The 18,974-nt window shown below is 46.0% G+C and carries 16 protein-coding genes; 1 reads left to right on the top strand and 15 read right to left on the bottom strand.

The window, feature by feature from the left end; translation table 11 throughout:
• The first annotated feature begins 145 nt into the window (after nucleotides 1-145).
• Nucleotides 146-613 carry an effector binding domain-containing protein gene (locus FHS17_RS14135; RefSeq protein WP_167279064.1) on the top strand — a complete coding sequence of 156 codons (468 nt, stop codon included), beginning with the start codon at nucleotides 146-148 and terminating at the stop codon, nucleotides 611-613.
• 73 nt (nucleotides 614-686) lie between these two features.
• Here the strand turns inward: FHS17_RS14135 and FHS17_RS14130 are convergent, their stop codons facing one another.
• The 15 genes from FHS17_RS14130 to FHS17_RS14060 form a co-directional block, all read right to left on the bottom strand.
• Nucleotides 687-2,300 carry a DUF3502 domain-containing protein gene (locus FHS17_RS14130; protein WP_167279063.1) on the bottom strand — a complete coding sequence of 538 codons (1,614 nt, stop codon included), beginning with the start codon at nucleotides 2,298-2,300 and terminating at the stop codon, nucleotides 687-689.
• A 73-nt stretch (nucleotides 2,301-2,373) separates the two neighbouring features.
• Nucleotides 2,374-3,288, bottom strand: coding sequence for a carbohydrate ABC transporter permease (locus tag FHS17_RS14125; protein ID WP_167279062.1), 915 nt, complete (start codon nucleotides 3,286-3,288; stop codon nucleotides 2,374-2,376).
• A 12-nt stretch (nucleotides 3,289-3,300) separates the two neighbouring features.
• Nucleotides 3,301-4,206, bottom strand: a complete 906-nt coding sequence (locus FHS17_RS14120) for an ABC transporter permease (protein WP_415639825.1) — start codon at nucleotides 4,204-4,206, stop codon at nucleotides 3,301-3,303.
• A gap of 306 nt (nucleotides 4,207-4,512) precedes the next feature.
• Nucleotides 4,513-7,266 (bottom strand): beta-galactosidase, encoded by a 2,754-nt coding sequence (locus FHS17_RS14115; RefSeq protein WP_167279060.1) that lies wholly within the window; start codon nucleotides 7,264-7,266, stop codon nucleotides 4,513-4,515.
• Between the two features lie 269 nt (nucleotides 7,267-7,535).
• The gene (locus tag FHS17_RS14110) at nucleotides 7,536-8,591 is read right to left on the bottom strand and encodes a LacI family DNA-binding transcriptional regulator (RefSeq protein WP_167279059.1); all 1,056 of its coding nucleotides are present in this window, start codon (nucleotides 8,589-8,591) and stop codon (nucleotides 7,536-7,538) included.
• A gap of 184 nt (nucleotides 8,592-8,775) precedes the next feature.
• The gene (gene nadE / locus FHS17_RS14105) at nucleotides 8,776-9,615 is read right to left on the bottom strand and encodes an ammonia-dependent NAD(+) synthetase (RefSeq protein WP_167279058.1); all 840 of its coding nucleotides are present in this window, start codon (nucleotides 9,613-9,615) and stop codon (nucleotides 8,776-8,778) included.
• A gap of 25 nt (nucleotides 9,616-9,640) precedes the next feature.
• Nucleotides 9,641-10,273 (bottom strand): nicotinate-nucleotide adenylyltransferase, encoded by a 633-nt coding sequence (gene nadD, locus FHS17_RS14100; RefSeq protein ID WP_167279057.1) that lies wholly within the window; start codon nucleotides 10,271-10,273, stop codon nucleotides 9,641-9,643.
• The gene (locus FHS17_RS14095) at nucleotides 10,270-11,766 is read right to left on the bottom strand and encodes a nicotinate phosphoribosyltransferase (RefSeq protein WP_167279056.1); all 1,497 of its coding nucleotides are present in this window, start codon (nucleotides 11,764-11,766) and stop codon (nucleotides 10,270-10,272) included. Before FHS17_RS14095 ends, nadD begins: the two co-directional genes overlap by 4 nt.
• A gap of 29 nt (nucleotides 11,767-11,795) precedes the next feature.
• Nucleotides 11,796-12,722 carry a cysteine hydrolase family protein gene (locus FHS17_RS14090; RefSeq protein ID WP_167279055.1) on the bottom strand — a complete coding sequence of 309 codons (927 nt, stop codon included), beginning with the start codon at nucleotides 12,720-12,722 and terminating at the stop codon, nucleotides 11,796-11,798.
• A gap of 81 nt (nucleotides 12,723-12,803) precedes the next feature.
• Nucleotides 12,804-13,595 (bottom strand): NUDIX hydrolase, encoded by a 792-nt coding sequence (locus tag FHS17_RS14085; protein ID WP_167279054.1) that lies wholly within the window; start codon nucleotides 13,593-13,595, stop codon nucleotides 12,804-12,806.
• 104 nt (nucleotides 13,596-13,699) lie between these two features.
• Nucleotides 13,700-14,848, bottom strand: coding sequence for a GerAB/ArcD/ProY family transporter (locus tag FHS17_RS14080; protein WP_167279053.1), 1,149 nt, complete (start codon nucleotides 14,846-14,848; stop codon nucleotides 13,700-13,702).
• Between the two features lie 21 nt (nucleotides 14,849-14,869).
• Nucleotides 14,870-15,091, bottom strand: coding sequence for a hypothetical protein (locus FHS17_RS14075; protein ID WP_167279052.1), 222 nt, complete (start codon nucleotides 15,089-15,091; stop codon nucleotides 14,870-14,872).
• A 20-nt stretch (nucleotides 15,092-15,111) separates the two neighbouring features.
• Entirely contained in the window at nucleotides 15,112-16,293 is a 1,182-nt protein-coding gene (locus FHS17_RS14070) for a Ger(x)C family spore germination protein (protein ID WP_167279051.1), read from the bottom strand.
• Nucleotides 16,294-16,305: 12 nt separating this feature from the next.
• Entirely contained in the window at nucleotides 16,306-17,847 is a 1,542-nt protein-coding gene (locus FHS17_RS14065) for a spore germination protein (protein WP_167279050.1), read from the bottom strand.
• 464 nt (nucleotides 17,848-18,311) lie between these two features.
• Entirely contained in the window at nucleotides 18,312-18,908 is a 597-nt protein-coding gene (locus tag FHS17_RS14060) for a DUF3889 domain-containing protein (RefSeq protein WP_167279049.1), read from the bottom strand.
• Between the last annotated feature and the right edge of the window lie 66 nt (nucleotides 18,909-18,974).

Below are 18,974 nucleotides of genomic sequence, written 5' to 3'. Positions count from 1 at the left end.
CTAAGTGACATCTTTAGCATACTCCTCTCATAAGTTAACGTCAACGTTAACGTAAATATAACAACACAAAAACTTCTTTACAAGCGAACATATATTCGTTATTCTAATTATGGGTATTTTTTCCATAGACTAAGGAGGAACTATAGTGAAAACCTATGAAGTCGATAAGATCGAACAAGACGAGATCAAGTTGGTTGGTTTTTCGATCACCGAAAGTCTAAATCATGTTCTGGAATCGCGGATTGTTGGTGTGTTACGTGAAGACCTCGCCAAACGGACAGATGAAATAGAAAATGCGAATGAATCCGGCATTTATCTCCTTCAAATTTATAATCAAGATGGTCAATGGACTCATGATACGCCTTATCAGCATGTAATTGCTCTGAAAGTAAGCTCCCATGGAGAAATCCCTGCCGATATGATTACTTATACATTGCCAGCTGGACAATTTATGAAAATCGTACATGCAGGCGCTGAATCCGAAATTGGTTCAACTTATGAATACATTAACAACACGTTTGGCGTCAGACCCATTGATATTGAGTATTGGAAGGATATTCACTCACTAGAAAATGCAGATAGCCAAATTGATATTTATATCCCGTCTAAGTAGCAGCTCACTATTTAAATAGTAAAAAGCCAGGATCAGACGTTAGACGTCTAATCCTGGCTCTCTTCCTTACTTATTAGCCTTGGCTTTCGATAAGTTGTTTGTAAGCGTCCATTTGTTTTTGCAGTTCTGCAAGAACTTTGTCATAGCCAGCTGTTTTCAGCTTGCTGCGGAATTGCTCAACCGCTTTAACTGGATCGCCTGCTTTACCATAAGCAATAGCTGGGCCCATTTCACCTGTTACTTGAGTAATCGCTGTCAACTCAGCTTCAACCGGTGTTTTGTCGAATACGAATTGGCCATACGGGTAAGGTTTTTTGATTTGGTCATACTCAGCATACAGTGTTTCTTCCAATTGATCCCATGTTGTTACACTTGGAATTTCGAACTTGTCAACACGGCCGCCCCAGAAGTCTGCATAGAAGCCGTCTTTAGTCTCGTCATAGCCTGCTGGCTGTTGACGCTTACCATCTACAACTTCATATTGAACGCCTTCGATACCGTAGTTGAGCAGGTGGTAAATTTGTTCATCGTTACGGATCAGGTCATAAGCCATCAGAGCACGCTCTGGGTTTTTGGATTTTGCACCAACAGAAGTACCACCGTGAGTGATAGACAGCTCAGTCAGGTTGTTGCCGCCTTGACGAGCAAATGGGAACATCTGCAGCTCAGAACCTGGTTGGTCTTTATCCATTTGGACACGAAGGCCGCCAAACGTTTGTGTGTGATGCTGGTCCATACCGGTTAGGCCTGCACGAAGTGAAGCTCGGGTATCATTTTTGTTATTCAGTACGTCTTCACGCCAGAAGCCTTTGTCGGCCCATTCTTTCATCATTGTTGCATATTTCACCATTGTATCTTCAAAGACAGGGCTGTTAATTGTAAATTTCTCGTCAAAAGATTTTGCCGTGAATACCGGCAGGTAACCTGTCGAGATTGGCAGCTCAAGGTTATTTGTGTAAGAAGTATCAAATCCACCAAATGTACTTGTTCCGGAAACAGCGTCCCAAGGGATTACATCAGGCATAGTGTCTTTGATGTATTGCAGGTACTTGCCAATGCCATCCCAATCTTTGATTGGCTCTGTGATGCCTGCTGCTTTCGCCCAGTCACCGCGGTAGAAGAAGCCATGGTTAACCCATTGTGTGTAATCATTTTCAGGGATGAGGACGATTTTGCCGTTGTATTTACTTTCTGCCCAATCTTCTGCAGGGATTGAGTTAAAGGTTTGAGGTGCATATTTAGGAAGCAAATCATCCAGGTTCATGAAGGCGCCACGTTGCGCGTTACCCCACGTATCAAGCCAGTCTGTACCGATTGTGATCAGGTCAATAGCTTCACCGGAAGCAAGCGCAAGGTTGTATTTCGTTTGCCAGTCCGTCCATTCAATCCATTTCCATTCCAGTTCTGCATTAATTTTTTCTTTCATGATTTTGTTAACTTCAGCAAGTACCTTTTCGAACTGTCCGTTTGTCGGCTTGTTACCAAGCACCATATAGGTGATTTTAACGAACTTGGAAGTATCAACGGCAGCATCGCCGCCAGTGTTTGTAGATGCTTCTGAGTTTGCGTTGTTACTTGGTTTAGCTGAGTCTGCTGGTTTATTTTCTTTGTTGTTATTACCAGAGCAGGCTGCCAAGCTGGAAGCCATCAAGATAGACAGCAAAATTGCAGAACTTTTCTTAAACATGCACGTCTCCCCTTTGTTTTTCAATATCGGGCTTTGCCCGTTATGTGAAGAGGCCTCTTGGGCCTTCGGCACATTAGCCTTTAACAGCGCCAACCGTAATACCTTTAATGAAGTAACGCTGTACGAACGGATAGAACAGGATAACTGGACCTGTTGCAACAACAGCCGTTGCCATTTTCATAGACTCAAGCGGCACATCCCGAAGCGAGACATTGGAGGCTGCAGCAGAGTTACGAACAAAATCGGCACTGGTAACCACGTTATATAAGAACAGCTGAAGTGGGCGGTAATCCATATTAGGTGATAAGAACAGCATCGAGTTATACCATTCATTCCAGTAACCTAGCGCGATAAACAAACCAATGGTTGCGAGCGCTGGTGTTGTCATCGGAAGAATAAGGCGGATGAAGATTGTAAAATCTCCTGCTCCGTCAATCTTCGCTGATTCCGTAATCGCATGCGGGATCGAGCGGACGAAGCTCTTCATCATAATGATTAGGAATGGGCTGAGAAGTCCTGGCAGCAGAACTGCCATGTAATTATCCTTCAGGCTTAGATATTGCGTAACAAGCAGATAGAAAGGAACAAGTCCGCCAGAGAACAAGGTTGTGAAGTAGATAAAGAACGAGATGCCATTCCGGTAACCAAAGTCCGGGCGTTGCAGCGCATAGCCAGTCATTGCTACGAGGAACAAGCCAACTGCCGTACCTACTACGGTAATAAGGATGGTTACGACATAAGAACCTACGATGATATCGGGATTCTCAAATACGATTTTGTAAGCAAAGGTACTAAATTCCTTCGGCCAGAAGTTAAAGCCAAATTTCTTGATAGCCGACTCAGTGGTAAACGATGTTCCCAGTATGAGAAGGAACGGCAGCAAACAGCAAAGCGCAAAGATGGAAATCACGATATAGCCAAACGCTCTAACAATGACTTCGCTCGCATCTGTCCGAATGCTTCTGGATTCTGCAATATTTTCTTCCATTAAAGCACCCCCCTAGAATAACGAGTTTTCTGGTGACGTCTTCTTAACGAGCCAGTTGGCCGTTATAACAATAACGAAGCCAAACACCGATTGATATAAGCTTACTGCACTACCGATAGAGAAGTTGAAGTTCGTCATAAGTGAACGGAATACATAAGTTTCAATAATATCAGTCGATGCGTATAGTGCCGTATTGTTTGCTCCAACCAAGTTGTAGAACAAACCGAAGTTCCCTTTCATAATGCCGCCAAGCGAGAAGAGCAGCAAGATGATGAAAGTTGGCTTAAGCCATGGAATAACGATGTAAACAATCCGTTGGAAAGCGTTTGCACCATCGATTTCAGAAGCCTCAATAATCTCACTATCAAGACCCATAATGGCAGCGAAGTATACGATAGAGCCATAACCTGTTGTCTGCCAAAGGTAGGTGATTACGATAATGAACGGCCATACGTGAGTATTGGAGTAGACCTTCACTGGATCCATGCCAATAGATGCAAGGATATGGTTCAGCAGACCGTAATCATAACTGAGAATGTTGTAAGCAATCAGACCGATCAGTACCGCTGAGATAAAATGCGGCAGGAACAATAAGGTTTGAGCTACTTTCTTAAACCATTTACGGCGCAGCTCGTTAAGCAGGATAGCTACGAATATTTGCAGCACATTCCCCAGCAGGATAAAGGCAAGGTTATAAGCTACGGTATTAAAGGTCAACCGCCACAAATCGCCGTTCATGACAAGGAAGCGGAAGTTATCAAAGGCAACAAACGGGCTTTTGAAAATACCATCGGCATAATTGTACTGAATGAAGGCGAGGTACACGCCTGGCATCGGCAGATAGGCAAAGACGATGAAAAATGCAATTGCCGGCAAACACATTAGGAGCAGTGTTTTATTGTTCCAAAATCGTTTCATCCTGCCGGAGCTTTCCTTAATCGGCTTAGCCTGGACAGCTGGTTGTAAAACCTTTTCCATTTGAGTCCCTCCTCAAAAGAATTTCCGAACTTGGAAATTCTTACTTCGTAAGCATCATCCAAAAGAATTGCTACACAAATGGCCAATCTTTGGCCATTTGTAGCGATTCTTACTTCGTAAGCATTGACTAAAGAATTTCCGAACTTGGAAATTCTTACTTCGTAAGCATCATCCAAAAGAATTGCTACACAAATGGCCAATCTTGGCCATTTGTAGCGATTCTTACTTCGTAAGCATTAATTCTGACTACACCGGTTGAAGTGTTATCGCTTCCAGCTTGCAAGGTCCAGCTTGATCGACTGCTTCCAATAAGATTGCAATCTCGCCTTCCTTCTTATCGAACCATACACCTGGCAGATATACGGAATGCGGATCGCCTCCGGTTAAGACTGGCCGTCCTTCCTGGGAAGGTGTCCAAGTCCGTCCAACAAGATGTCCTTCGAAAAACACGGTCAGCTTAAGGCCTGAGCCTGAAACATTTGCACGCCAGCCGGCACCGCTCTCTGAATTCGATACCGCTCCATGCAGCCAAGCTGTTTGACCCGGCTCTAGTTGCAGCGGCAGCTCGACCTCAAGTCCCTGTGTCCGTGTTGCTTCGGCATGTGCCAGAAGCTCTGGCTCTTCTGCTCCACTGATGGTCCAATTCGATGCTTGAATACCTTCGTACATGATCGCTCTTCTTCCTGGAGGAAGACCGATAACTCTCTCAAGGAAAATCGCAAGTTCCGCCGTCTGTCCAGCCGTTAGGTACGGTGACAGATCAAGATAAGGATCAAACGGATTAACATCTCCTGCGAATTTACCGTCTACATAAACTTGAGCCGTCGATTGCATTCCTTCAAAATAAAGCGTCCAGCTGTTTGCTTTGTCTCCCGGAATAAAGCTCTTCCGGTAATATTCAAATGCCGGATGATCTGGTGATAACCAACCGCCTAAGTTCACAACCGGCCATAACTTCCGGTCGACTTCGGCCGTGAGCTCCTCTCGCAGGATGCGATCCGTTGCCCGGTACACACTCCAATTGCGGCTGAGATCATGCTGCTTCGTTACAAGCGACATTCCTGTAAGCCCTTTCATTGCATGGAGCCGTAAGCCTGGCAATCTGGAATCATCAAAGTTCGAGTGGCCCCATATCTCAGTCCGTGCAAGCAGCTTTCCTTGCTCCAGCCCTCCCGTTAATGGAAGGTAGCTGCTGCTGCCGCCCGGTACGATTGTCCCTAGGTAGGTACCATCCGCATAAAGCGATAGGACATCACTGCCGTTTTTAATGAGTATCCCTTGCACTTCGTTCTCACTATGCGGTGGAACCGACGCCTCATACCATGCGTAACCTCTATAAATCCCGTTTTGCTCCAAGTATGAAGCATGCTCGATAGACTGCCGGGCCTCTGTAGATGTCATGGGCTCTGCTGCATCAATGCTGCTAAGCAGCCAGTTTGTAACTGCTTGCTCTTCCTTCACCAGATTGTTCTCCAGTGAATCAATGACCATTAATCCTTCTTCATCCATTTCAACCATATAAAGCGCTTTAGATCTATCTTGTATGACTACCGTCAGAAGACTTCCTGTATGATCTTTCACGCGGCATACCGCATCTGTTTCACCATTGAAGCTGATAATCAGTCTGCCGTCCTGCTGCTCAACAAAACAACCCTCTGACTCAAACTCATCTGCCTCAATACTTAGCTGAATTTGTCCTGCACCCTCTGTATGGAATGCTAGACTCAGCTTGCCTCCAGCAGATTTTGCGAAGTACAGTTCGGCCGTCGATTGCTCAAGCTTTCCTTCCATTCCCCAACTTGTGAGCGGAAGCTGCATTGGTAATGCAAGTGATCGTCCACCACGTAGGGTAAAGGTGCCAACATCATCAAGAGTGATCTCTTTATCCTGGTCATCCAGATTGGTGAAGAACAACAACTTTCCGCCGTCCTTCAGTTCCAATGCATAAGGGCCAGCGATGTTCTCGCGAAGCTCTCCAACTGCTCCAACTGCTTTTGCCTCAGCAAGCTTTATTCCATAAGTCTCAATCAGTTGGCCAAGCAGCCTTCCCTCATAAGCTTCGGCCCGAATATGTCCTTCCGGCGAAATCATTCCTCCGAAGTCATAATCGGATGTCATGAAAGCAAGCGGCTTACCCCAGTTATTCGTCGCATTCGTGAATCCGAAGTCCGTGCCTGATACCTGAAGGTAAGGACCAAGAAGCTTGGCACCACATCCCATCAAGCGGCGAAGCAGGTAATGCGCTCGGTTCGTCTCCGTAACGAGCAGCGGATACCCCAGCTCCTCCATGATTCCTCCATAATGAAGAACTTTCTGCTCGAATTCAGGATCACGGTTATCCGGGTAAAAGTTACAGGTTGGAGCAACACCTTCGGCGATTCCAGCTGCCTGCAACAAACCTCCTTGACCAGCACATGCGAACAGCGGAACTGTAATGCCATGGCTTAGGGTCAAATCACGTAAGGCGCCAATATAACCTTTTGGATCCTTGCAATCGTAGAAGTCCAGTTCATTATCGAGTTGAACCGCTATTACGGTTCCGCCTTCGCCGGCTTGATAAGCTTTTAGAAGAGGCATAATGCGGTCGAACCAAGCGGCTACTCGACTGAGAAACACTGGATCATTCTGGCGAATCTCAATTCCTTGAGCTTGCAGGTACGCTGGCAGTGCGCCGCCATCCCACTCCGAGCAAATGTATGGTCCCGGTCTAGCGATTACCCAAAGTCCTGCGTCGCTTGCAGCGGACAAGAAAGCTTCAACATCCCGCTCTTCTGCGAAATCCCATTCGCCTTCTTTCAGCTCGTGGTAGTTCCAAGGGAAATATACATCGATACTGTTGTAGCCATAAGCCTTCAACTGTTCCATTCTTTCCTTCCAAAGCAACCTTGGAATTCGGAAATAAAAGAGCGATGCGCTAAGTAAGAACTTTGGCTCTCCATGTATGCGTACTGCACTAGCTTCGAATTGAACAGCCGATATTGCCTGTGTATCTAAGCTCATGAGATAACCCCCGATCTATTGCTATGTATCCCGTTTCATGAAACCCGTTTCATTTTTAGTTAAAATAAAATACACATTAGATCCGACAAAACAATAATTGTTTTTGATTACGGTATTCTCACGTGCATTCTTTGGGAAAATATGATGATAGCCGGTTACATTGAAACGGGTTTCATTTTTTGTTCGGACAGTGGATTACTTGACACCTTGATAATAAATCACAATTGAAAGCGTTGTCAATTAGTTTTTTGAAATATTTTTCTAGAACTTCAATTTAGTCCTTTTGGAGGGGCTGTCGACTCTCTTATGACAAGTTCCGGCCTGATCTTGGTCTTCCTGCTTACCTTATTTTTCGTAATCATCTGATGCAAATGTTCGGCTGCAGATTTGCCTACGTCATAGCATTTAAGAGAGACCGTTGTTAACTCGGGTATGCTGTTCGACGCATATGGAACATCATCAAACCCAACTAAAGATAAGTCTTCCGGCACACGAAGACCAGCATTATAAGCTGACTTAAGCGCACCAATGGCTACGAGATCATTCGCGCAAAATAACGCAGTAGGCCGCTCGGGCAGACTAAGCAGATGATTCATAAACAACTTCCCCTTCTCAACGGAAAAACCTCCGTCAAGAATCCATTCCTTGCGCACCTTAAGCCCATTCTTCTCCATCGTCTTCACAAAACCTTGTACACGGTGGATTGAGTTCGCCATGCTCTGGTAGCCGCCGATGAATCCAATATCTCTATGACCAAGGTCAATCAGATGCTGCGTAGCAAGTTCCCCTCCCTCGCGTTCATCCACACAGATCGAATGGATATTCTGACCTGGCAAATGACCGTTAATAAGCAGGGTTGGTACACGTTTGCTTATATCAACCACTTCGGTTACCATGCTTTCGCTAGGCCTCGCTAGATTAATCCGTCCGCCAATCATAACAATACCGTCTACCTGCTTCTCAATCAGCAGGCTGAGATATTGTGATTCACGTTCATATTGCTCCTTCGAATCCCCGTTCGTCGACACCGTATCGCATAGAAAGAACGTGTAACCTTTGCTCCTTGCCTCCTGCTCAAGCCCGGCAAGTACAGCCGGAAAGAAAGGATTCGTAATGTCCGGCAAAATAATGCCGATCATCCCTGTTTCCTTCTTCGACAAACTTCGAGCTAATGCATTAGGTTGAAACTGGTACTTGTTCATCAATTCTACAATGCGATCTCTCGTAGACTTTTTCACAGGGGCGGTGTTGTTCAAAACGCGAGACACCGTTGCAACCGATACATTAGCTTCCTTGGCAATATCATACACTGTAACCGGTTTCAAAATGATTCACTCCCCAATCCATTAGCTGATCAAGATCAACAGTAGAATAGCAGATATTTCAGAAAATAAAAACAATCTCTTACAATTATTTTCATTTAGTATTAATGGACTATATATTAAATTCCCTTTTTCCTAACAAAAAAGCCTGCCCCATTTACTGGGACAGACTTCGTGTTTCACCCTCTTATTTATCAGCAATAACCTTCCACCAATCATCAAATACCGTTACTGGCTGCTCCCGTTTATGAATTGTACGAGTGTACCAATTTTCGATCTTTTGACGATCCTCCTCTGCGATTTCCTTGCCCTCCAAGTAGTTATCGATATCGTCATAGGTCACACCAAGTGCCACTTCATCAGCGAGCTGCGGCTTATTTTCTTCCAGGTCGGCAGTAGGTGTCTTCAGGTAGAGATGCTCCGGGCAGCCAAGCTCCTTGAGGAGTTGTTTTCCTTGCCGTTTGTTCAATCGGTAGAGTGGAGTCAGATCCGCCGCACCGTCGCCAAATTTCGTGTAAAAGCCGGTAATCGCCTCGGCCGCATGATCTGTACCAATGACCAGTCCATTCTCTTCCGCAGCGATCTCAAACTGCGCAATCATCCGCTCTCTGGCCTTCCGATTACCCTTCGTAAAGTCGCTTAATTTCTTCCCTGTCCGTGCTTCATATTCCGCCATTCCCGCATCTACTGCTGCTTTAATATTGATCGTAATAAAGCCATCCGCACCAATAAAAGCAATCGCATCCTGCGCATCCTGTTCATCCTTTTGATTGCCATAAGGCAAGCGGACAGGGATAAATCGGTAGGTCTTTTCTCCCGATTCATCGTTCAATTCATCGACGGCCATTTGGCAAAGCTTGCCGGCAAGTGTCGAATCCTGTCCTCCCGAAATACCCAGAACAAGCGCTGCTTTTCTCGCGAATACCATGTAGTCTTTAATGAAATTAATTGTTTTCCGAATCTCTTCCTGCGCATCAATTTGCGCCTTTACACCCAATTTATCAATAATCTGCTGCTGCAAGGTCATCACCATGCGCCTCCTTCATTTTTGGTTAATTGCGGTACAAGCCATTCTTCTTAATATAGTCATAACAAGCATCCGGCAGCAAATATCTTGGCTCCCCGCCTCGTCCGAACTCATCCCGGATATAGGTCGAGCTGATCTCCATCGCTAGCCCTTTGCTCATTAGTTGGAAACGGCCATCATCATGATTACGGAGCAATGGCGAACGGGATATCGCTTCCGTCATATCAATGCCATTACGTGCCATTATGATAAACTTATTTTCCTCTATCAATTCTTTCTCATGCGACCATTTGCCCTCCGAAATATCGACCAGAAGGTCGGCTCCCATAATAAAATAGAGCTCATCCTCCGGGTATTTCTCACGAAAATGCCGCATCGTATGGAACGTATACTGCATGCCAGCTAGTACGTGCAGCTCATACGGATCCATAACGAACTTCAGATTGTCACCAATCGCGAGGTTAATCATGTTTACCCGATGCTCATCGGATGTACTTGTCTTCTTGTCATGCCTCATGCTTGAGGAAGGAAGAAAAATAACGAGATCCAAGCTTTTACGATGTGCCACTGTCGATGCTGTCCATAAATGTACATTCGTAATGGGGTCAAACGATGAGCCGTAAATGCCGATTTTACGCGGGTCTTTGCTCACTGTCATTGGGCTTTTGCCACTCCTTCCGCCTTCTCCTTCATCGCATGAATGAGGTTCATCTTGTTATCCCAGCAGCGCTGGCTTAGATCAACCGGATAAGCCTCCGGATTCTGATTACGCTTGTATTCGTCCCACAGAAGTCCCAGATTCCCCTTCGCATAAGCCTGCACCTCGTACAGCTGCGGCAGCTCGTAGACCAGCTTGCCATCTACGAAAATATCCGCATGAAGCTCCCTCGCCTCATAATTCGTCACGAATTTGCTGATATAAGTGTAGACAGGATGGAACATCTTCAGACGTCCTTCCTCCTGCGGCTTCTCGTCCTCCAGTGCGATATAATCGCCCTCCGAACGTTGATTCACCAGATTAATAATCCGGTACAGCTTCTTAACGCCTGGTGTTGTCACTTTCTCTGGATTACCCGAAATTTTGATCGTATCGACCATATTTCCAGTTTCATCTTCAATCGCCACAATTTTATAGACTGCACCTAACGCCGGCTGATCATACGCGGTAATAAGCTTTGTACCAATTCCCCATGCATCAATAACAGCCCCTTGCGACTGAAGATTCATAATCGTATATTCATCTAGATCATTCGACGCGTAGATTCTCGTCTGCTTGAAGCCCGCTTTATCAAGCAGCTTGCGGACTTCCTTCGACAGATAAGCGAGATCGCCTGAATCAAGCCGAACACCTTCGAACAAGTCTTTAATATCAAGCTCCTGCACAACTCGAATGGCGTTATGAATTCCCGATTTAAGCGTATCGTACGTATCAATTAAGAACACACATTTGCGGTTCATCTGCTTCTGGCGTCTCGCATACCGGAGAAAAGCTTCATATTCATCCAGCATCGCCTGCACCATGGCATGTGCATGGGTACCCGACACTTTCGCGCCAAACAGCTTGCCGCAGCGTACATTGGATGTCGCATCGCAGCCGCCAATAATCGCAGCCCGCGATCCCCACAGTGCAGCGTCCATCTCATGGGCACGACGTGTTCCGAACTCGAGAAGCGGCGCATCTTCTCCTATCACATTGCGGATTCTCGATGCTTTTGTTGCAATTAAGGTCTGGTAATTAACGATGTTGAGCAGCGCAGTCTCAATAAACTGAGCTTCCGCCAGCGTTCCTTCCACACGAAGAATCGCTTCATTACCAAATACGAGCTCCCCTTCACGCATTGCGGTTATTTTACCGTTGAAGCGAAGCTTCCCAAGGTACTCTAGGAAATCCTCCTCATAACCAAGCTCATCCTTCAAATAAGCGATATCGGACGCCGAGAATTCAAAGCTCTGCACATATTCAATAATTTTCTGCAGTCCAGCGAATATGGCATAACCATTTCCGAAAGGCAGCTTGCGGAAAAAGAGTTCAAACACCGCTTTCCGCTCACTCATCCCCTCTGCCCAGTATGTCTCCACCATATTAACCTGGTATAGATCGGTATGCAGCGCGAGGCTGTCGTCCGTATACTGCTTTGTAGTAACCTTCATGTTCTCCATCTCCCATTACCTCCGCTTTGTTATATGTTCAGGCCTTCTGCTTCCACAAGCTGAATGCCATATTGATTAACTAACTCTTTAATTGCAGCTTCCGTCAGCTGTTCAGTGCCCGGAATCGGGCTCGAGCAATCTATAAGCAGATGAATGCTGCTCGTAAAAGTCCGGTTCGCCGCATGATGCTCCAGGATATGCTTCAAAGTATCGAGTACGCAGTGCGATAACGCTTGACCTGCAATATATATGTTGCTGTATGCCAGCATTCCATCGAGGAAAGCTCGATTGGCTTCACTTGCTACGCCATCCTCCCGATAGAATGCTCCGTACATCTCGCTTAAAGGATCCTGCCCTTTCGCCAAAATAACCGGTGTGCTTCTTCTAACTCCAGTATGGAAGTAGACAAGATTCATGAATTGGCTCTCGAATTCCACGCCGTTTGTTCCTTCAAGGCAATGATAAGGCCAAATTCGGAGCTCCCGCTTCCCACCACGCTTCAGCTCATGAAGATAAGCTAGGCTCTCTTCCGGCGAGAAGACGGGCGTCCACTCTCCACTTATAACTGACTCGACTGTTATGACCGTCTCAACAGGCCTCGGATGCTGCCCATCTCGGTCCTTCCACCAGCAAGGATGGAAAATTTGCAGCGGTGTATGAACATCCTTCGTCAACGCTATTTGTGTGATTTTATGCAAATTTTGATACATAAATTTTCCAATTCGAGCAGTGTCTTGTACTGAGCCAGGTACGCCTAAATCCCCGCCTTCGATGAAGCTGTTCTGCTGATCGATGACCAGCAGCAGGTTCCGATCGATATCTTCGCTTGCTGGTGTAAACTGCTCTTCAGCCGCTTGAGCCAGTACTTCATTAATGGTAATGGAGCTTTTACCGCCAATCTCCTGCACTTGGAACAGCCGCTCAAACGGAGTAATGATCAGATTATTTGTCGTCATCTCAAATTCTCTCCCCATATTCCTTATTTCATGATTTATGAAATATTATTTCTAAAAAGAACAGGTAATGTGACAATACCCTTAGAAGTAGATGGACTCCAGTGGTTCACCCTCTTTGAACCGATACAAATTTGATGGCCGCTTGGAGTTTCTTGATGTAGTTTTTGTCTCGCCATCTGTCTTCACAACTTCGATGAACGGGAGTCTCTCTGCACGATTGCGGAACGTCGAATATTTCGCAACCTTCGGGCTGTCCGTGACAGTCAGGAGCACACTTTGCAATTCACTTAACGTAAATTCTTGCGGCAGGAAGTTGCGTGCAACCGTAGAGAGCAGCATATGCTGCCGAATAATTTGGTACGCATCCTGGATAACTTCACGGTGGTCAAAGGCCAGATTCAGCTCCTTGAGCTCCTCGATCGTGAACAAGGCAACATCCTCAGCATCATCTGCTGCTTTGCGTTTCTCCAGATAATCTTCCGGGACAATGGCGTAATGGGCGTTGGATATAATCCAGCCTCGCTTATCCCGGCCAAGCTTATCGTAGACACCGTAGTGTTGAATGTGAATGCCCTCAACACCTGTCTCCTCCGATAACTCACGCTTTGCTGCTTCGTAGGCAATTTCTTCAGGATCGATAAACCCTCCTGGCAGCGCCCATTTCCCACCTTCAATATTCGGGTTTCCTTCACCATCAAGCTGGGCCCGGCGAATCAGCATCAGCTTAAGTATCCTCTTCGGCGGTTTATTTGGAGCGATCGGCTCGCTAATGATTGTGAATACGGCAATATCACTTGTATAGCCATCTGGTGTCCGATATTTCTTCGGATCGTAATTGGCGAGAACTTCTTCTTCGGAATTGTAGCGTGCCATTAGGGTCACCTCTATAATATTTCATATTTCATGTTTTATTATTTATAGACCCATATTAACATGCTCACGCGCCAAGAACAAGAGTTTTTTGGAAAAAATTTCGCCTAATTTTGTTGTTGCTGCTGTTGCTGCTCCCGCTGTTGCTGCTGCTTCTTCTGCTGTTTCGGCTTGAATGCCAGCAAGAGACACAGAATAATGAGCGGCAGCACAAGGAAAAAGGTTAGATCAAACCACGGATAATACTCAATCAGGATCTTGTTGTAAATGACGATATTGGGTGTACCTACAACCGTTCCAACCAGCAAAATCATGCCAAGAGGAATGGTCAGCATCTTGCTCTCCTGCAGTTGAAATACTTGCGCAAGGCCCGTCGTAATGGTGAAAAAATGAAGCACGGTTTTGTAAAATACCGTAATAATCCATAAAAAGGCCATGACCGCCTCTATTCGTTCAAGAAAATGACCGATCATAATTTTCTGGGCGAGAACAAAGGTTGGATAATATTTGGTCTCCATCAGGCTTGGCCCGAGTACAAAGACACAGAGGAGTACAATCAGGAATAGGACCATGCCCCCTACTGCAAAGCCCGTCAGAATCGGTTTCGTCAGCTTGCTGTTGCCTGCAACATACGGAACAAGCATAAGCAGCACAACCATTTCAACGAACCCCGTACAATAAGCAGGCAGTGCCCCGGACATAATCGGAAGGATACCCTTCGTCATAATTGGTTTAACATTCGTCCACTCCACTTGGGGCAACAGGAAGACAACAAGCATCACAAACAGTCCCATAAAGACCGGAAACAGCAGCTCGCCCATTCTTGCATAAGCTTCGATCCCATACCGGTAAGCAATGATAACGACCGTTAAAAAAAACAAAATGATTGCCGTAACAGGAGTCTCCGGCATCAATTGCATCGTCATAAATTGGCTCATCTCGCTGAGCAAGGTCAAACAACACATAAACGAGGCAAATAGAAAGAGAAGAAAAAAGAAGCCCCCGAACCATACGCCCAGCCTTTGCCGGATCGCTTCATATAAGCTTACCCGCTGAAGCTTATTGGCAATAGCCGCGAACAATCCGCCTGTGGCAAGCCCGCCAATAAAGGCAAGCAGCATGGACAGCCAGGCATCCTGCTTGGAGGAGACCGCCGTAATAGTAGGCATAATAAGGATTGAATCGCCAACCGTTCCGATCATGATAAGGATGCAAAACTGCCTGATCGATATTTTACTATTCTTATAAATCTGCATACCTGACTTCCCCCTTTCCCTTTACATTGTTGCCCCCCCAGTCCATTCGTACATCCATTTGACAAGCATAAAAGGATTGGGGAGCTTCACTTGAAGCATCAGAGCACTATACAATGTACTTCCCGCCAAAAGAAGCACAAGGAATATAACTAGCTCGCGGAATTGCTTCCGGCGGATAAGACCAGGCGCTTCCAGCCAGAAGATGCCCGCCGCTAGAGCCAGAACCGCTAATACGGATGCCATCTCTTGCTGCTCCCCTTTCCTTATCTGATCGTGCTATTCATTACCGTGCCGGTATTCCGGATAAACATCTGGATCTTGTAATCAACCTTAATCACCGGAAAATATTCATCGCTCCATTGATCCTTGACCTGGCTCCAGAAAGCAGGATGCTCTTTCTCCATCTGGGTGCCAAAGCCAAAAATATCCGACTTCATCCCCTTGGCCCGTGCAACGGCAGATTCAATATTAGATTGAATAATTTGTTTCGTTTTAACCTCTAATTCCTCGATCGTTTCAGGCTTGGATAAGTCAACATCCTCACATGTTCTCTCGACGACATTTCCTTCTGTCCGGATGTCAACTTGCACCTCCGGTTTTCCGTCTACAACCTTTGTTTTGATTTTTGAATCCGAAGAAGTCACCTCTACTCCTAAATATCGCTGTTCCCCGCATGGTACAGCGATCGTAGTACTATCCAGATTATTCGTAATATCGGTATAGCCCCTGCTCTCCCTTTCGTTTAGCCAGCCAATGAGCCTATCATTCTTGAATGCTGCAATACCCGAATAGCGGAATCGGCTCGGCGGCATAAATTTCTCTATGTTTTGCTTTGTTTGTCCTTCTTCAGGGCTGCCAATGATCCGTATACCGGTCAAAGCAAGCTCGCTTCCTTGCGAAGAGAGCTTATTTATGACCTCATCCAACGTCACGGCAATCGTTGGCGCCCAATTCTTCTCGGAGTTCTGCAGCGACTGCTGCATGCTGTAGCTCGGCAGCTTCTCCAGCGGCGTATACAGCTTCAGAACATCCTCCGCTTTGCTTCCTTTTGCGATGATAATATTGAAATCCAGCCGTGTTTCATTATCGCGGGCGGAGACGTCTATTAACTCGTTAATGCCTCTTCTTGCTGCTTCCTCACCGATCACATACATTTGCAAATGCCCTAAATACACCTTGCGCGGTGCTTCGGTGGTAACCGATCTGGCGGCCTCAAACAACGTTCTTCCTCTTCCCTGAAAAAGAGTGCTCGGCGGACGATCCCCTCTTTTTTGCTGATTGGAGATCTCGCTTGGGTTTACAACCTGGTACGAAACAAGATAATGTCCATCCTTCCAATCTACCCCAATCCCCAGCACTATCAGAAGCTCGTTCAGCTCCCTTCTGCTCCAGCAGCCTGTCAGCATCAGGAGGCACAGCATTGATATGGCAAATTTATAGAACATGATGGTGCCTCCTTAACTCTTGCGGATTCTGCTCGTTTCGGCTTCGAGAGAGGTATCCGGCCTTTTGAACACGAGCCATCTTGGCAAACGGAACAAGGTGTCCTGCATATCCGTTTTTTTGTATGGCGACAGCGGAGCCATAAACGGCTCTCCGAAGGAACGCAAAGCACATAGATGGAGCAAGAGGACAAAGAAGCCCATAATGATCCCAAACAGGCCAAAGCTTGCCGCCACCACCATGAAAACAAAACGCAGTATACGTATCGGTATCGACATGCTATATGCCGGAACCGTAAAAGTCGAAATCGCGGTAATGGATACGACAATAACCATCGCTGCAGATACGATGCCTGCTTCCACCGCCGCTTGACCGATTACAAGCGTACCAACAACGGATACCGCCTGCCCGATCGCACGTGGCATACGCAGGCCTGCCTCCCTTAATATCTCGAACGTAATCTCCATAATGAGCGCTTCAATAAATGCCGGGAACGGTACGCCTTCCCGTTGGGCAGCCAGTGAAATAAGCAGTGAGGCCGGAAGCATATCACGGTGAAAGGTTGTAATCGCGATATATAGAGATGGGAACAGCAATGAAATAAAGACGCTCCCAAACCGGAGAATCCGAAGTAAGCTCGCATAGAACGTTCTCTGGTAATAATCTTCAGTTGATTGGAAAAAGGCTACAAGCTGTGTGGGCACAATTAAGACGTTAGGCGTCCCCTCCACCAGAATAGCTACTCTCCCTTCGAGCAGTTGACCTGCAACATTGTCCGGGAGTTCTGTATTAAAGACCGTAGGAAACAGAGACCATCTGCCATCCTCAATCAGCTCTTCGATATATCCGCTGTCTAGAATACCATCGATCTCGATCTTGCTAAGCCTCGAGCGGACTGCTTGAAGAACTGAAGGCTTGACTACTCCGTTCAGATACATCAAGGTCACATCTGTTTTTGTGACTTGGCCTATCGTAACCGTCTCAAGCCAAAGTCTTGGATCTTTTATTTTACGTCTGATCAGCGAAGTATTGGTACGGAGCGTCTCGGTGAAGCTTTCCCGGGGTCCACGAATAGAAGTCTGGTTCGTCGACTCCGTGACGTCACGGCCCTTCCATTCGCGGATATCCGCACAATATGCGATCTTTTGTCCCGCAAGCAATATAATGGCTTGGCCTGACAACAGGTTCTTATAAAGAGTGGCCATCTCCGATACGTTGCTGATTGCCCCCATCCCGCTTATCAGCTTTTTCGCAAGACCAGCGGCATCAACAGAAGAGGGGTTTTCCGCATGATGATGAGATAAAGAATAGTCCAATACATCATAAATATATTGATTAATAGCCATCGCATTAGACAGCCCGTCTATATACACAACCGCTGCAGATGCAAACCTCATGCCATCATAACGAATTTCCCGCATTATCAGATCGTCGCTGCCGCCAAGATCATGCTTCAGTCGATGTAAATTAAGTTCAACCGTAGGATCTATGGGGATATCAGCGTACTCGGGCATCTTATTGTTGTCATTGGAGCTTGAACGATTTTTCCGAGACATAAGTAAGCAACCCCCTGGATGAATGTCTATCCTTCCCATTATGACCATACTTCAAGGGGGGTTAAACTTGATGAGTGGAGGAGATTGATGAGATTGCTGACATGAGGTAAGTGATGTGATATTTGGTGGGAGTTGTTTAGCAGGTATATGGAAATAAGCCCCTGACAGGGTCTTATCGGAGGGAAATGGCGGAATATCGTGCGGAATCTGACTAGTTGCAAGGCAATAAGACCTTACGAGGGTCTTATCGCTTACGAAAGAAGGTTGGATAAACGAAATAAGACCCTGGCAGGGTCTTATCAGAGAGAAATGGCGGAATATCGTGCGGAATCTGTCTAGTTACAAGTAGATAAGACCCTACGAGGGTCTTATTCATTACAAAAGTAGCCTAGATAAATGGAATAAGACCCTGCCAGGGTCTTATTCCATTTGGTTCAGATAATTCATTCTCTCTTAGCCCTTCTCTAGAAGCTGCGAATCAACTTATACTTCACACCGGTTACCTGCTCCGAATCGATGTTGTAATGAATTATAATCTGCATGATCATATTCTTATCTTCATTGGTCAGCCATAGCCTAAATTTCTGCTCTGCAACATTCTCCTTCATAAACGTACAGCCAAATGGACTATAGCTTTTTACATTCCACTCTGGAAACTGCTTATGAGTTGCTTGTGAGGCAAATTTCCCCCATTTACCATAAGACGAGATGAAGACATCGGTTTCCTCCACCTTAACTACTCGAGCCTTTTTATTCCGATGATCAACATCCAGGGTGACGTATACTCCAAATTCGCGTTCACTGCTGTGCATCCAGAACTTATACACATAATATTTGCCCGTATAGGGCTTCGCCTTACAACCCACATAGAGAAAATTAACAGCAGAGGCCTCCGGGTATCTGCTCTCCGCTTCTTTCCTCGCGTAATTGGACCAATTTATGTATTGGTGAAATCCGTCTTCTGGATCATACTTGGCTGGATCTCCATGAACGGAGTGGGGAGTAACTGCTAGAAATAGCAAAGTCAGCAGTATAACAAACCGAATCTTAATTCTACTCATTCCTTTCGATGGGGATGTTTCGTTTATTATTCCAAAAACGAAAAAAGACAGCCATTGGCTGTCCCT

The sequence above is a fragment of the Paenibacillus lupini genome (genome assembly GCF_011761355.1).
GTDB lineage: Bacteria > Bacillota > Bacilli > Paenibacillales > Paenibacillaceae > Pristimantibacillus > Pristimantibacillus lupini.
This window is presented reverse-complemented; position numbering and strand designations above follow the sequence as displayed.

What these genes read in the sequence shown, in the direction of transcription:
- FHS17_RS14060 (WP_167279049.1), bottom strand. Translation starts at nt 18,908, where the DNA reads ATGAGTAGAATTAAGATTCGGTTTGTTATACTGCTGACTTTGCTATTT.
- FHS17_RS14080 (WP_167279053.1), bottom strand. Translation starts at nt 14,848, where the DNA reads ATGCAGATTTATAAGAATAGTAAAATATCGATCAGGCAGTTTTGCATC.
- FHS17_RS14115 (WP_167279060.1), bottom strand. Translation starts at nt 7,266, where the DNA reads ATGAGCTTAGATACACAGGCAATATCGGCTGTTCAATTCGAAGCTAGT.
- FHS17_RS14120 (WP_415639825.1), bottom strand. Translation starts at nt 4,206, where the DNA reads ATGAAACGATTTTGGAACAATAAAACACTGCTCCTAATGTGTTTGCCG.
- nadE (WP_167279058.1), bottom strand. Translation starts at nt 9,615, where the DNA reads ATGACCTTGCAGCAGCAGATTATTGATAAATTGGGTGTAAAGGCGCAA.
- FHS17_RS14075 (WP_167279052.1), bottom strand. Translation starts at nt 15,091, where the DNA reads ATGGCATCCGTATTAGCGGTTCTGGCTCTAGCGGCGGGCATCTTCTGG.
- FHS17_RS14095 (WP_167279056.1), bottom strand. Translation starts at nt 11,766, where the DNA reads ATGAAGGTTACTACAAAGCAGTATACGGACGACAGCCTCGCGCTGCAT.
- FHS17_RS14125 (WP_167279062.1), bottom strand. Translation starts at nt 3,288, where the DNA reads ATGGAAGAAAATATTGCAGAATCCAGAAGCATTCGGACAGATGCGAGC.
- FHS17_RS14090 (WP_167279055.1), bottom strand. Translation starts at nt 12,722, where the DNA reads ATGACGACAAATAATCTGATCATTACTCCGTTTGAGCGGCTGTTCCAA.
- FHS17_RS14065 (WP_167279050.1), bottom strand. Translation starts at nt 17,847, where the DNA reads ATGTCTCGGAAAAATCGTTCAAGCTCCAATGACAACAATAAGATGCCC.
- FHS17_RS14085 (WP_167279054.1), bottom strand. Translation starts at nt 13,595, where the DNA reads ATGGCACGCTACAATTCCGAAGAAGAAGTTCTCGCCAATTACGATCCG.
- nadD (WP_167279057.1), bottom strand. Translation starts at nt 10,273, where the DNA reads ATGACAGTGAGCAAAGACCCGCGTAAAATCGGCATTTACGGCTCATCG.
- FHS17_RS14130 (WP_167279063.1), bottom strand. Translation starts at nt 2,300, where the DNA reads ATGTTTAAGAAAAGTTCTGCAATTTTGCTGTCTATCTTGATGGCTTCC.
- FHS17_RS14070 (WP_167279051.1), bottom strand. Translation starts at nt 16,293, where the DNA reads ATGTTCTATAAATTTGCCATATCAATGCTGTGCCTCCTGATGCTGACA.